This window comes from Streptomyces sp. NPDC002701, assembly GCF_042889045.1.
Classification (GTDB): domain Bacteria; phylum Actinomycetota; class Actinomycetes; order Streptomycetales; family Streptomycetaceae; genus Streptomyces.
Window position 1 is genome coordinate 42,335 of sequence record NZ_JBIAQL010000023.1, and the last position, 14,696, is coordinate 57,030.

Consider the following 14,696-nt stretch of genomic DNA (forward strand, 5'->3'; position numbering starts at 1 on the left):
GTAGCGTCGATGATTCCGCTGTCATTCGCCCAACGCCGACTGTGGTTCCTCCACCGTCTCGAAGGCCCCTCCGCGACCTACAACATCCCGTTCGCGCTGCGCCTGGACGGGCCGCTGGACACGGCGGCACTGGCCGCGGCGGTGACGGATGTCGTCACCCGGCACGAGACCCTGCGCACCCTGGTCGCCGAGAACGAGGACGGCACGCCGGAGCAGCGGATCCTGCCCCCCGACGAGGCGGCCGTGCCGTTCTGGGTGGTCGACGTGGCGGCGGACGCGGTGGACGCCGCGCTGCGCGAGGTCCTGCGCGAGGGGTTCGACCTGGAGGCGGAACTCCCGCTGCGGACCACCGTGTTCCGGATCTCCCCGCAGGAGCACGTCGTCGCGTTCGTCTTCCACCACATCGCGGTGGACGGGGCGTCGATGGCGCCGTTCCTCCAGGGCCTGGTGTCGGCGTACACGGCCCGCCACCGGGGGGACGCCCCGCAGTGGACGCCGCTCCCGGTGCAGTACAAGGACTACACGCTGTGGCAGCGGCAACTGCTGGGTGACGAGGCGGACCCGGACAGCGTCGCCGCGGAGCAGATCGACTACTGGCGCCAGGAGCTGGACGGGGTGCCGCAGCCGGTGCAGCTGCCGCTGGACCGGCCACGTCCGACGATGGCCGACCACCGGGGCGGCCACGTCTCCTTCGAGCTGGAACCCGAACTGCTCACCGGGCTCGGGAAACTGGCGGCGGACCGCGGCGCCACACCGCCGATGGCGGCCCAGGCCGCGCTGGCGGTACTCCTGTCCAAGCTCGGCGGCGGACAGGACGTGACGGTGGGCAGCCCGATCGAGGGGCGCGCCGACGAACAGCTCGACGATCTGATCGGGTTCTTCGTCAACACCTGGGTGCTGCGCGCCGACCTGTCGGGCAACCCGTCGTTCGGCGAGCTGCTGGAGCAGGTGCGGGACAAGGCCCTCGCCGCGTACGACAACCAGGACATGCCCTTCGAGCGTCTGGTGGAGCTGCTGGGCCCGGACCGTGCCACCGCGTACCAGCCGCTGTTCCAGACGATGCTGGCCTGGCAGTTCGTGTGGCCGCGGATCGAGATGCCGGGGCTGCGGGCCACCCCCGTGGCGACGGACACCGGGACCGCGAAGTTCGACCTGTTCTTCAACATCGTCCCCGACGCGTCCGGGGGCGCGTACGGGCGGCTGGAGTACGCGACGGAACTGTTCGACCACAGCACGGCCCAGGGCATCGTCGACCGCTATGTGCGCGTGCTGCGGCAGGTGGCCGCCGATCCCGGGACGCGGCTCGACCGGGTGGACGTGCTCGGCGCGGCCGAACGCGCGTGGCTGACGCGGGGGAACGACAAGGCGGTCCCGGTACGGGGATCGACGGTCCCGGAACTGGTCGCCGCCCAGGTGGCGCGGACACCGGACGCCCCAGCGGTGGTGTGCGGGCGGACCACGCTCTCGTACCGGGAACTGGACGCCCGCGCCGGCCGGCTGGCCGCGGTACTGCGCGAGCACGGGGTCGGACCGGACGTCCTGGTCGCCGTGGCACTGCCGCGGTCCGCGGACCTGGTGGTCGCGCTGCTCGCCGTGCTCAGGGCCGGCGGCGCCTACCTGCCGGTCGACCCCCGGTACCCGGCCGCCCGGGTCGGCCTCCTGCTGGACGCGGCCGGGCCCGCACTCGTCCTGACCCGGCACGACACGGCACGGACGGTGGCCGGGTGCCGCCCGCCGGTACTCCACCTCGACGACCTGCAGCTCGACGGCCCCGCACCCGACGGCCCCGCCGCCGGGACCCCGGACACCGGGGCCGGGCCGGACGACCTCGCCTACGTCATGTTCACCTCGGGGTCGACCGGCACCCCCAAGGGCGTCGCCGTCACCCATGCCGCCGTGGTCGACGGTGTACGGGACCTGAGCCGCACCGTGCAGGTCGGGGAGGGGTCCCGGATGCTCGCCGCGACCTCGGTGAACTTCGACGTCTCCGTGTTCGAGATGTTCACCGCGCTCACCACCGGGGCGAGCGTCGAGATCGTCCGTGACGTCCTCGAACTCGCCGAACGCGGCGCCTGGTCGGGCACCACCGTCAGCGCCGTGCCCACGGTGTTCTCCGCCCTTCTCGACCAGGTCGGCCCCGGCGGCCTCGCACTCGACGTGGAGACCGTCGTCCTCGCCGGTGAGGCGCTCACGGCGGACCTGGTCCGCAGGATCCGCGGTGCCCTGCCCGGCGTCCGTGTCGTCAATGCCTACGGGCAGACCGAGAGCTTCTACGCGTCCACCTACACGCTGCCGCACGAGTGGACCGAGACCGGTGCGGTACCGATCGGACAGCCCCTCGCCCACATGCGCGGCTACGTCCTGGGGCCGGACCTCCAGCCGGTCCCGCCCGGCGTGACCGGCGAACTGTACGTCGGCGGCCTGCTCGCCCGCGGCTACCACCGCAGCGGCGCGGCGACCGCGGAGCGGTTCGTGGCCTGCCCCTTCGGCCCCGCCGGCGCCCGTATGTACCGCACCGGCGACCTGGCCCGCTGGGACGGTGAAGGCCGGCTGCGGTACGCGGGACGGGCCGACACCCAGGTCAAGGTCAACGGCATCCGCGTCGAGCCGACCGAGATCGAGACGGCCCTCGCCGGGCACCCCGCGGTCGGCGGCGCCGTGGTCACGGTGCGCGAGGACCACACCGGCAGCGCACGGCTCGTCGGCTACGTGGTGCCGGCGGGCACCGGGGACGGCGGCGGCCCGCCCGCCGGTGTCCCGGTGGCGGAGCTGCGGCGGTTCGTGGCCGGGCGGCTGCCGGACTACATGGTGCCCGCCCTGATCGTGGTGCTGGACCGGCTGCCGCTGACCGCGAGCGGGAAGCTCGACCGGGCCGCGCTGCCCGAGCCGGAGTTCACGAGCGCCGAGTACCGGGCGCCGCGCGGCGAGACGGAGCGGGTACTGGCCGAGGTGTACGCCGATGTGCTCGGCGCCGAGCGGATCAGCGTCGACGACGACTTCTTCACCAGCGGCGGGGACAGCATCCGGTCCATCCAGGTCGTCGCGCGGGCCAAGACGCGCGGCGTGGTCGTCAGCACGCGGGAGGTCTTCGAGCACCGCACGGTCGCCCGGCTCGCGGAACTGGTCGACGGCCGGGCGGAAGAAGCGCGGGTGACCCTGGCCGAGCTGCCGGGCGGCGGCGTGGGCCGGGCCCCGCTGCCGCCGACGGCGGCGCACGTTCTCGCGCTGGGCGGTGGCATCGGCCGGTTCTGCATGTCGGCGCTGCTGACCCTGCCCGAGGACATCGACCGTGCGGGGCTCGCCGCCACGCTCCAGGCCGTGCTGGACCGGCACGACGTACTGCGTTCCCGGCTCGACCGGAACGGGCCGGGCCTGCGGACGGCACCGGCCGGCGAGGTGGACGCCGGTGCGCTGATACGGGAAGTCCCCTACGACCGCGACGGGGTGCAGGCCCAGCTCGACGCCGCCGCGGACCGGCTGGACCCGGACGCGGGCGTCATGGCGCAGTTCGTGCGGTTCACCTCCGGCACGGAGGCGGACCGGCTGCTGATCGTGCTGCACCACCTGGTCGTCGACGGGGTGTCCTGGCGGATCCTGCTGCCGGACCTCGCGTCCGCCTGGCAGCGGGTCAGGGACGGCCGCACCCCGGGACCGGCGGGCGCGGGCACCTCGTTGCGCCGCTGGACGCACGCCCTGGCCGACGGGGCGGCGACCCCGGAGCGGGTGGCGGAACTGCCCGTGTGGCAGCAGATCCTGTCCGGGGACGAGCCCGTCCTCGGCGCCCGGGAACTGGACCGGTCGCGTGATGTCGCCGGCACCGTGGAGACGGTGCGCGTCCAGGTACCGGCAGACGTCACGCGGACCCTGCTGGACACCGTGCCGGCACTGTTCCGCGGCGGCGCGGACGACGGGCTGCTGGCCGCGCTGGCGCTGGCCCTGGCGCAGTGGCGTCGCACGCGGGGCGTGTCCGGCTCCTCGGCGCTGGTCCGGCGGGAAGGACACGGCCGGGAGGAGGACGTGGTGCCCGGCGCGGACCTGTCCGGCACGGTCGGCTGGTTCACAGCGATGTTCCCGGTCCGCCTCGACCTGACCGGCATCGACATCGCGGACGCCCTCGCCGGCGGCCCGGCCGCCGGACGGGCGGTCAAGGCCGTCAAGGAGCAACTGCGGGCGGTGCCCGGCAGCGGCATCGGCTACGGCATGCTCCGCCACCTCAACCCCGACACCGCAGCGGCCCTCGCCGGCCTGCGGGAACCCCAGATCGGGTTCAACTACCTCGGCAGGTCCTCGGCCGCCGACATCCCCGAAGAGCTGCGCGGACTGGGCTGGACACCGGACACCACGCACCGGGACCTGATCGCCGCACCGGACGAGGACATGCCGGTGCTCTCGGCACTGGAGATCAACGCGGTGGCCACCGCGGGGGACGGCGGTGACGAACTGACCGCCTACTTCGGGTTCCCGGCCGGGGTGCTCTCCCGCGACGAGGTGAGCGAACTGGCCGATCTGTGGGTCCGGGCGCTCACCGGCCTGGCCCGGCACGCCGCCGCCCCCGGGGCCGGCGGACTCACCCCGTCCGACGCACCCCTGGTCGAGGTCGGCCAGGCGGAGATCGACACCTGGGAGACCCGGTTCGGCACGCTGGCCGAGGTGTGGCCGGTGACACCCGCCCAGTCCGGGATGCTGTTCCACACCATGCTGTCCGGGACGGCCTTCGACGCCTACCGCATGCAGATGGTGTTCCACCTCTCCGGTGACGTCGACCCGGAGCGGATGCGCCGGGCCGGACAGGCACTGCTGGGGCGCTACGCCAACCTCCGCGCGGCGTTCACCGACCGGGCGGACGGCGACATGGTGCAGGTGGTGCCGCAGACCGTCACCCTGCCCTGGCAGCACCTCGACCTGACCGCGGCCGGCGGGGCGGAGCGGGCCGCGACGTTCGAACGGTTCCTCACCCAGGACCGGGCCACCCCCTTCGACCCGGGCACCCCACCGCTGATCCGGCTGGCACTCGTCGTCCTGGAGCCCGGCCGGGCCGAACTGGTGCTGACCGCCCACCACGTCCTGTTCGACGGCTGGTCCACGCCCTTCCTGGTGCGGGACCTGCTGCTGCTCTACGCCTCCCACGGCGACCCGGCGGGCCTGCCCGCCACGCGCAGCTACAGCGACTTCCTGGCCTGGCGGGCCCGGCAGGACGAGGAGGCGACGGCCCGCGCGTGGGCGGCCGAACTCGAAGGGCTGGAGGAGCCCACCCTGCTCGCCCCGGGCGCGGACCCCGGCGACGAGGGGCTCGACGAGGTGGACGTGGCGCTGCCGCCCGACGTGGCGCAGGCGCTGGGGCGGACCGCCGCCGAGGTGGGCGTCACGCTCAACAACCTGGTGCAGGGCGCCTGGGCACTGCTGCTCGGCCAGCTCACCGGCCGCCAGGACGTCGTGTTCGGCGCCACCGTCTCCGGGCGCCCGCCCGCGGTGACGGACGTCGAGTCGATGGTCGGCATGTTCATCAACACCCTTCCCGTACGCGTCGAGTACGCGCCGGGCGACACCCTCGCCGAGATCCTGACCCGGCTGCAGGACCGGCAGGCCGGCCTCCTGGAACACCACCACCACGGGCTCACCCGGATCCAGCAGGCCGCCGGTCTGCCGTCCCTCTTCGACACCCTGGTCGTCTTCGAGTCGTACCCGGTCGACCAGGAGGGCCTCGGCGCCGCCGCCGAGGCCGCGGACGGGATGACCTTCACCGGCCTCGGCCTGTCCACGGGCACCAACTACCCGCTGGCCCTGATGGCGCTGGTCGAACCGCACCTGCGGCTCTCCCTGCAGTACGCGCGGGGTGTCTTCGGCCGGCCCACGGTCGAGGAGTACGCCGCCCGGCTCGTCCGCATCCTGCGACAGCTCGCGGCCGGCCCCGGGCTGCGGGCCGCACGGCTCGACACCCTGGAACCGGCCGAACGCCACCGGCTGCTCGTCGAGTTCAACGACACGGCCGTCCCGACGCCGGACGTCACGGTCGGCACGCTCGTCGAGGCACAGGCGGCGCGCACCCCGGACGAGGTCGCCGTGGTCACCGGGGACGAGTCCGTCACGTACCGCGAGGTGAACGACCGGGCCGACCGCCTCGCGGGCGAACTGCTCCGCCGTGGCGTGGGTCCCGAGTCGGTGGTCGCGGTGTCGCTGCCGCGGTCGGCGGACCTGGTCGTCGCCCTGCTCGCGGTCCTGAAGTCGGGCGGCGCCTACCTGCCGGTCGACCCCAAGTACCCCGGCCGGCGCCTCGCGGCCATCTTCGAGGAGGCACGGCCGTGCCTCGTCCTGACGGACTCCGCGACGGTCGCGGTGCTGCCGCCGCACGAGGCCACGGACGTTCTCCTCGACACACTCGACCTGCCCGAGGACACCGCCGCCCCCGCACCGCGCGTCCACTCCCGGCAGTTGGCGTACGTGATGTACACCTCCGGCTCGACGGGCAAGCCCAAGGGCGTCGCCATCACCCACGACTGCGTGGTCAACGGCGTACTGCGGCTCGCCTCCCACGTGGGCATGGAGCCCGGCAAGCGGCTCCTCGCGGGCGCGTCGGTCAACTTCGACGTCTCCGCGTTCGAGATCTTCACGACCCTCGCCACCGGCGGCGTCGTCGAACTGGTCCGGGACGTCATGGTCCTCGGCGAGCGCGACGGCTGGCGCGGCGGCGTCATCTCCACCGTGCCGTCCGCCTTCGCCGAACTCGTCGACCAGATCTCCGACCGCACCGCCGTCGAGACGGTCGTCTTCGCCGGCGAGGCACTCCCCTCCTCCCTGGTCGAGAAGGTGCGCGGCGCCTTCCCGGGCGTACGGGTCGTCAACGCCTACGGGCAGAGCGAGTCGTTCTACGCCACCACCCACACCGTCGTCGGCGACCCGCGCGACCCGGCGGGCCACACGCCCGTCGGCACCCCGCTCGGCAACATGCGGACCTATGTCCTCGGCCCCGGCCTGACCCCGGTGCCACCGGGCGCGGTCGGTGAGCTGTACGTCGGAGGGACCGTCGGCCGCGGCTACCACGGCCGCCCCGCACCGACCGCCGAGCGGTTCGTCGCCGACCCGTTCGGCCCGCCCGGCTCGCGTATGTACCGCACCGGCGACCTGGCCCGCTGGAACGGCGAGGGCAGCCTGGAGTACGCGGGACGCGGGGACGCGCAGGTCAAGGTGCGCGGCTTCCGCGTCGAGCCGGGCGAGGTCGAGGCCGCGCTCGTCGCGCACCCCGACGCCGCCCAGGCCGCCGTCATCGCCCGGGGCACCGGCATCGGCCGGCAACTCGTCGCGTACGTCGTGCCGTCGGGCGGGACCGGCCCCGCCGAACTGCGGCGGTTCGTCGCCGAGAGGGTGCCCGAGTTCATGGTGCCGTCCGCGGTCGTGCTCCTGGACCGGCTGCCGCTGATGCCCAACGGCAAGCTGGACCGGGCCGCGCTGCCCGAGCCCGAGTACACCGGCGCCGCCTACCGGGCGCCCCGCACCCCCCGCGAGGAGGCCCTGGCCGAGCTGTTCGCCGAGGTGCTCGGCGTGGAGCGGGCCGGCATCGACGACGGCTTCTTCGAACTCGGCGGGCACTCCCTGCTCGCCACCCGGCTCATCGCCCGAGCCCGCGCCGAGCTGGGGATAGAGATACCCATCCGCAAGATCTTCGACCTCCCGACGGTCGCCGCGCTGGCCGCCTGGTCGGAGGAGTCGGCCGCCCCCCGTCGCCCCAGTTTGCGCCAGTTCGCGCAGGACGACCGTAAAGGAGTGAAGCAATGATCCCGCTGTCCTTCGCACAGCGCCGTATGTGGCTTCTGCACCAACTGGAGCAGGGGGCGGCGACCTACAACATCTCGGCGGCGTTCCGGCTGACCGGCTCCCTCGACCAGGCCGCCCTCGGCGCGGCGATCCGCGACGTCGTCGACCGGCACGCGACCCTGCGCACCACGTACGCGACGGACGACGACGGCGAGCCCTACTCGCGGATCCTGCCGGTGGCCGAGGCGGCGCCGCAGCTGCCCGTGACCGAGGTGACGCCCGAGCAGCTGACGGACGCCATCGACGAGGCCGTCGCGCACCGGTTCGACCTGACGGCCGAACTCCCCTTCCGGGCGACCTTGCTGCGCTGCTCCGCGCAGGAACACGTGCTGGTCCTGGTCATCCACCACATCGCCTCGGACGGCGCCTCCAGCGCCCCGCTGATGCGGGACCTGATCGACGCCTACACCGCCCGCCGCGGCGGACGGGCGCCGGTGTGGGAGCCGCTGCCCGTGGAGTACAAGGACTACGCGATGTGGCAGCGCGAGGTGCTCGGCGACGTGGCCGACCCCGGCAGTCTCGCCGCCGCGCAGATCGAGTACTGGCGCCGGGAACTGGCGGGGGTGCCGCAGCCGCTGAACCTGCCGCTGGACCGCCCGCGCCCCGCCGAGGCGAGCTCGCGCGGCGACCGCGTCGGCATCGCGGTGCGGCCGGAGGTGGCGGCCGGGCTGCAGGAACTGGCGCACGAGCGCGGAATGTCCCTGTCGATGGTCGTGCAGGCCGCACTGGCGGTACTGCTGCGCAAGCTCGGTGGCGGGGACGACGTGACGATCGGCTCGCCGATCGCGGGGCGGACCGACGAGGCACTGGCCGACCTGATCGGCTGCTTCGTCAACACCCAGGTGCTGCGCGCGGACCTCTCCGGCAACCCGTCGTTCGTCGACCTGCTCGCCCAGGTGCGGGACAAGTCCCTCGCCGCCTACGAGCACCAGGACGTGCCGTTCGACGTGGTGGTCGAGTCCATCAACCCCGACCGCTCCGCCGCGTACCAGCCGCTGTTCCAGGTGATCTTCTCCTGGCAGAGCTACGAGAAGCCGGACCTGGAACTCCCCGGGCTGCAGATGCGGTTCGAGCAGGCCATCCCGTCGACCGCCATGGTCGACCTGACCTTCTTCATGGCCGTGGACGACTCGGGGGCGCTGCGCGGCGACCTCCAGTACGCGACCGATCTGTTCGACCGCGACTCGGCCGAGGCGATCGTGGCCCGGCTCGGCCGCGTGCTGGAGCAGCTGGCCGCCGAACCCGCCCTGCGCGTCGGGGACGTCGACGTGCTGAGCGCGGCGGAACGGGACCATCTGCTGCGGGAGGTCAACGACGCCCGCAACGACATCCCCGAGGCCACCCTGGTCGAGCTGTTCGAACGGCAGGCGGCCCAGCGCGCCGACGCGGTCGCGCTGGTCTGCGACGGCGCCACCCACACGTACGGCGAGGTGAACGAGCGGGCCAACCGGCTCGCACGGCACCTCGTCGCCCAGGGCGTGCGCCCCGAGTCCCTGGTCGGGGTCTGCCTGCCGCGCTCGGCCGACCTCGTCGTCGCGCTGCTCGCGGTGCTCAAGGCGGGCGGCGCCTACCTGCCCATCGACCCCGACTCCCCGGCCGACCGCATCGCCTACATGGTCCAGGACGCCCGGCCGGTCCTGCTGGTCACCACCGGCACCACCGACGCCGCCCGGGACCTGCCGCCGGACCTCCCCCTGGTCCGCCTCGACGAGGCCGGGACCTACGCCGGCGAGCGGGCCACCGACCTGACCGACGCCGAACGCCACACCGCCCTGCGCCCCGGGCACCCGGCCTACGTGATCTACACCTCCGGCTCGACCGGCCGCCCCAAGGGCGTACTCGTCCCGCACCGCAACGTGGTCGGGCTCTTCAGCGCCACCCAGGACGGCTTCGCCTTCGGCCCGGACGACGTGTGGACCCTCTTCCACTCCTACGCCTTCGACTTCTCGGTGTGGGAACTGTGGGGACCGCTGCTGTACGGCGGCCGCCTGGTCGTCGTCCCCTTCGACGTCTCCCGCTCCCCGGCCGACTTCCTGCGGCTCCTCGCCCGCGAGCGGGTCACCGTCCTCAACCAGACCCCCTCCGCCTTCTACCAGCTCGTCCAGGCCGACGCCCAGGCGCCGGGACAGGAACTGGCCCTGCGGTACGTGGTGTTCGGCGGCGAGGCCCTCGACCTGAACCGCCTCGCGGACTGGTACGACCGCCACGCCCCCGACGCGCCGGTGCTGGTGAACATGTACGGCATCACCGAGACCACCGTGCACGTCACCCGCATCGACCTGGACGAGCACTCCGTCGCCCGCCACGGGCCGGGCGTGATCGGCCGGGCCGTCCCGGGCCTGCGCGCCTACGTCCTGGACACCGGCCTCAGGCCGACGCCCGCCGGGGTGACCGGGGAGCTGTACGTGGCCGGCTACGGCCTGGCCCGCGGATACCACGGCCGGCCGGACCTGACCGCGGGACGGTTCGTCGCGTGTCCCTTCGGCGAGCCGGGCGAACGGATGTACCGCAGCGGCGACCTGGTCCGCTGGGGCAGGAGCGGTGAACTGGAGTACGTGGGGCGGTCCGACTCCCAGGTGAAGATCCGGGGATTCCGGATCGAGCTGGGCGAGATCGAGCATGCGCTGGCCGGGCATCCGGAGGTCGCGGAGGCCGTGGTCGTGGTCCGGGAGAACCAGGAGGGCGACAAGCGCCTCGTGGGCTACGTGGTGCCCGCGCCCGGTGCCGCGGCGGCCGACGGCGGTCCCGCCGGGCTGTCGGAGTACCTGCGGGGGCGTCTGCCGGACTACATGGTGCCGTCCGCGGTGATCGCGCTGCCGGAGATACCCCTGACCTCGAACGGGAAGCTCGACCGGCGAGCACTGCCGTCGGAGGAGACGAACACCGTCACCGCCGGCCGGGAGCCGCGCAACGCCTACGAGGAGAAGCTGTGCGCCCTGTTCGCCGAACTGCTCGGCGTGGACGGCGTGGGCGTCGACGACGGCTTCTTCGCGCTCGGCGGGCACTCGCTCCTGGCCACCCGGCTCAGCGTCCGCATCCGCAACCAGTTCGACATCGACATCCCCATCAGGACGATCATCCGCTACCCCACGGTGGCCGAGCTGGCCGCGCTGATGCTGGCCGGCGGCATCCCCGACGACGACGCCGACTCGTTCGCGGTCGTCCTGCCCCTCAACAGCGATCCCGGTACGGGCGAGCCGCCGGTGTGGTTCTTCCACGGCGGGGGCGGACTGGGCTGGGCGTACTACAGCTTCGTGCTGCACCTGCAGGACCGGCCCGCCTACGCCCTGCAGTCCCGCGGCTCCGACGGCGTGGAACCGCTGGCGGCCTCCGTGGAGGAGATGATCGACGACTACGTCGCCCAGATACTGAAGATCCAGCCGGAAGGCCCCTTCAACCTGATCGGCTGGTCCTACGGCGGCTCCGTCGTGCAGGCCGTCGGGGCGGCGCTCCAGGGGCTCGGCCACGAGGTCGCCCTCCTGGCGATCCTGGACGCCCAGCCGGGCGGCCACGGGTTCGCGCAGGTCCATGCCGGCAAGGACTCCTCGGACTTCCGGGCGGAACTCGAGGACGACTTCAGCCAGTACATCCGCACCGGAAACCGGCAGGGCTTCCTGGACACCATGTCGAAGGTGCTGGCCAACAACACGTCCCTGATGATGCGTTACGAATCGCCGGTCTACCGCGGCGATGTGCTGTATTTCCACGCGGCACTCGGGGACACGTCGTACGCCGGCCTGTGGCGGCCGCACGTCGAGGGTTCCCTGGAGGTGCACGAGGTGCGCGCCACGCACCACGAGATGCACATGCCGGCACCCGTGGCCGAGATGTTCGAGGTCATCAAGGGAAGGCTGGCGTGAGGCCCCGACCTCCGCTTCTTTCCCGCAACCGGTTCGACAGACGAGCGAAATGGATGAGGGGGTGGCCGGCGTGAAGGAAACCGGCAGGTCCGCGGAAGACCGGGACCGGACCGCGTTGCTGTGTGTGCCGTTCGCGGGAGCGGGGCCTTCGTTCTTCCACCCGTGGCGGGAACTGTCCGCCGGCCGGTGGCGGGTGACCTCGGTCGAACTGCCCGGCAAGGAGCGGCGGATCCTGGAGGAGCCGTACCGCAACGTCGTCGAGGCGGCCAAGGACTCGGTCGACGACATCGTCGCGGACCTCGGCGAGGGAACGCGCACCGTGCTGTTCGGGCACAGCCTGGGCGCGGTGCTCGCGTACGAGCTGGTGCCCCTGCTCACCGCGCGCGGCGTGCACGTCGAACGGCTGGTCGTCAGCGGCTCGCCGGGGCCGTGGACACAGCGCGAGCGGCGGGCCGCCGGACTCCCGGACGAGGAGTTCCTCGCCAGGGTCGAGGAGTTCGCCGGATTCCGGCACGAGGCCCTGGACCACCCGGAGATGCGTGAACTGATCCTCCCCGTGCTGCAGGCCGACTGCGAGATGCACGAGAGCTACGTCCCGAGCACCGACGAACCGGTGCCGGTGCCGATCTGCTCGCTGCGGGGCGCCTCCGACGGACTGGTCACCGCGGAGGAGGCCCAGCAGTGGCGGGCCGCGACCACGGCGGAGTTCACCTGGGCGGAGTTCCCGGGCGACCACATGTACCTGGTCGATCTCGGCCGGGAGGTACTGGACGTGATCGAGGCGGAATCCGCCCGCGGTCGCTGACCGCGGGCGCCGACGGGTCGAGCGCCCCGTCAGGGATGTGACAGGTGCGTGACAGGGCCGGAGAGGACCGTGGAAGCATGAGAAGTTCAGCGATCGCAGTTTCAGGGCTGCGCAAGGCATATGGCGACAAGGTCGTGCTCGACGGCATCGACTTCGATGTCGCCGCAGGCTCGGTCTTCTCCCTGCTCGGCCCGAACGGGGCGGGCAAGACGACGACGGTCAACGTCCTGACGACGCTGCTGAAGGCCGACGCCGGCACCGTGCGCGTCGCCGGGCACGACGTGGCGACCGCGACCCGGCAGGTGCGCGCCGCCATCGGCGTGACCGGCCAGTTCGCCGCGGTCGACGAGCTGCTGTCGGGCCGGGAGAACCTCCAGCTGATGGCGGACCTGAAGCGCGTGCGCGACGGCGGCCAGGTGGTGACACGGCTGCTGGAACGGTTCGACCTGGTGGACTCGGCGGACAAACTGGCGGGCACCTACTCCGGCGGTATGCGCCGCAAGGTGGACCTCGCGATGACGCTGGTCGGCAACCCGCAGATCATCTTCCTCGACGAGCCGACGACGGGTCTCGACCCGCGCAGCCGGCGCACCATGTGGGGGATCGTCCGCGAGCTGGTGGCCGAGGGCACCACCATCTTCCTCACCACCCAGTACCTGGAGGAGGCCGACCAGCTCGCCGACCGGATCGCGGTGCTCGACCAGGGCCGCCTCGCCGCCCAGGGCACCCCCGAGGAACTCAAGCGCCAGATCCCCGGCACCCACGTACGGTTCCGGTTCGCCGACCTCCACGAACTCGACGCGGCGGCGCGGATCCTGACCGGGTCCACCCGGGACGACGACGAGCTGACCCTGCGGGTGCCGAGCGACGGCGAGACGAGGTCGCTGCGGTCCCTGCTGGACCGGCTCGACGCCCACTCGGTCGACGCCCAGGAGTTCTCGGTGCACCGGCCGGACCTCGACGACGTCTTCCTCGCCCTGACCGACCGGACGGCCGCCGACGGCACGAGCGCCGACGACCCGACCGCCGTGCACACGAGCAAGGAGGCGATCGCACGATGAGCACGCTCTCCACGCCGGTGGCGGACTCGGCGATCATGCTGCGCCGCAACCTGAAGCACACCCTGCGGAACCCGGTCACGGTGTTCAACGCGATCCTGTTCCCGATCGTCATCATGCTCATGTTCGTCAAGGTGTTCGGCGGCGCGTTCAGCGTCGGTGACGACTACATCGACTACGCGACACCGGGTCTGCTCGTGATGGCCGTCAGCTACGGGCTGGGAGCCACCGCGACGGCCGTCAACGACGACATGACCAAGGGCATCATCAACCGCTTCAAGGTCATGGACGTCTCGCGCGGTTCCGTGCTCACCGGGCACGTCGTCGTCACCACCGTGCGCTGTGTGGTGGCCTGCGCGGCCATCGTCGCGGTGGCCTTCGCGATGGGGTTCAGCCCGGGGGCGAGCGCCCTCCACTGGCTCGGCGCGATCGGCCTCGTCGTGCTGCTCAGCTTCGCGGCCGGCTGGCTCACCGTCGCCCTGGGACTGGCCGCGAAGAGCGTGGAGTCGGCGGGCATGGCCACCGTACCGCTGATCATGCTGCCGTTCCTGAGCAGCGCGTTCGTCCCCGCCGACACGATGGGAGCCGGCGTGCGGCAGTTCGCGCAGTACCAGCCCTTCACCCCGATCATCGAGACCCTGCGCGGCCTGCTGGCGGGCAACCCGTCCGGCGGTGACGCGCTCGCGGCCCTCGCCTGGTGCGTCGGCTTCGCCGTCCTCGGCTACGTGTGGGCGGTGTCCACCTTCAAGAAGCGGGCGTGAGCCGCCCAACCCCGCACGAAGTACCTCCCGCAGCCGCCCCGGCGACGCACCCGCCGCCGGGGCGGCTCCGCGCGCGCCCGCGGTGAGCGGCCGTGCGGCTCACCGCCACCCGGCACGACACCGGCCGCCACGCGGTGTGCGCCGCCCCGGAGTCACGCCCACCGGTCGGCCCCGCCCGGGACGGTCCGGCGCGTCCGGCCGGACGGCGCTTCGCGCGTCACTGCCCCCCCGCCGCCGCGGCGGCCGTGCACACGTCGTCGCCGGGAGGGGCGACCCCCACGACGACGGCGGCCGGCGGGGCCCCGGCGGGGGGCGCCCCCCCCCCGCCGGGGCGCCCCCCCCCCGCCGGGGGGCCCGCCCCCCCCCCGGGGCCGCCCCCCCCCGCGGGGGGCCCCCCCCCCGC

Annotated in this window: 5 protein-coding genes; all 5 read left to right on the forward strand. The window is 73.2% G+C overall.

The window, feature by feature from the left end:
- The first annotated feature begins 9 nt into the window (after window positions 1–9).
- The gene (locus ACFYXC_RS35370) at window positions 10–7,770 is read left to right on the forward strand and encodes an amino acid adenylation domain-containing protein (RefSeq protein WP_389556498.1); all 7,761 of its coding nucleotides are present in this window, start codon (window positions 10–12) and stop codon (window positions 7,768–7,770) included.
- Window positions 7,767–11,669, forward strand: a complete 3,903-nt coding sequence (locus tag ACFYXC_RS35375; protein ID WP_389556500.1) for an amino acid adenylation domain-containing protein — start codon at window positions 7,767–7,769, stop codon at window positions 11,667–11,669. The genes ACFYXC_RS35370 and ACFYXC_RS35375 overlap by 4 nt, the downstream gene beginning before the upstream one ends.
- A gap of 70 nt (window positions 11,670–11,739) precedes the next feature.
- Window positions 11,740–12,474 (forward strand): thioesterase II family protein, encoded by a 735-nt coding sequence (locus ACFYXC_RS35380; protein WP_389556502.1) that lies wholly within the window; start codon window positions 11,740–11,742, stop codon window positions 12,472–12,474.
- A gap of 77 nt (window positions 12,475–12,551) precedes the next feature.
- Window positions 12,552–13,535, forward strand: a complete 984-nt coding sequence (locus tag ACFYXC_RS35385; RefSeq protein ID WP_389556504.1) for an ATP-binding cassette domain-containing protein — start codon at window positions 12,552–12,554, stop codon at window positions 13,533–13,535.
- The gene (locus tag ACFYXC_RS35390) at window positions 13,532–14,293 is read left to right on the forward strand and encodes an ABC transporter permease (protein WP_389556506.1); all 762 of its coding nucleotides are present in this window, start codon (window positions 13,532–13,534) and stop codon (window positions 14,291–14,293) included. The genes ACFYXC_RS35385 and ACFYXC_RS35390 overlap by 4 nt, the downstream gene beginning before the upstream one ends.
- Window positions 14,294–14,696: the final 403 nt, after the last annotated feature.

Coding starts and splice junctions, on each gene's coding strand:
- ACFYXC_RS35370 (WP_389556498.1), top strand. CDS start 10: ATGATTCCGCTGTCATTCGCCCAACGCCGACTGTGGTTCCTCCACCGT.
- ACFYXC_RS35375 (WP_389556500.1), top strand. CDS start 7,767: ATGATCCCGCTGTCCTTCGCACAGCGCCGTATGTGGCTTCTGCACCAA.
- ACFYXC_RS35385 (WP_389556504.1), top strand. CDS start 12,552: ATGAGAAGTTCAGCGATCGCAGTTTCAGGGCTGCGCAAGGCATATGGC.
- ACFYXC_RS35390 (WP_389556506.1), top strand. CDS start 13,532: ATGAGCACGCTCTCCACGCCGGTGGCGGACTCGGCGATCATGCTGCGC.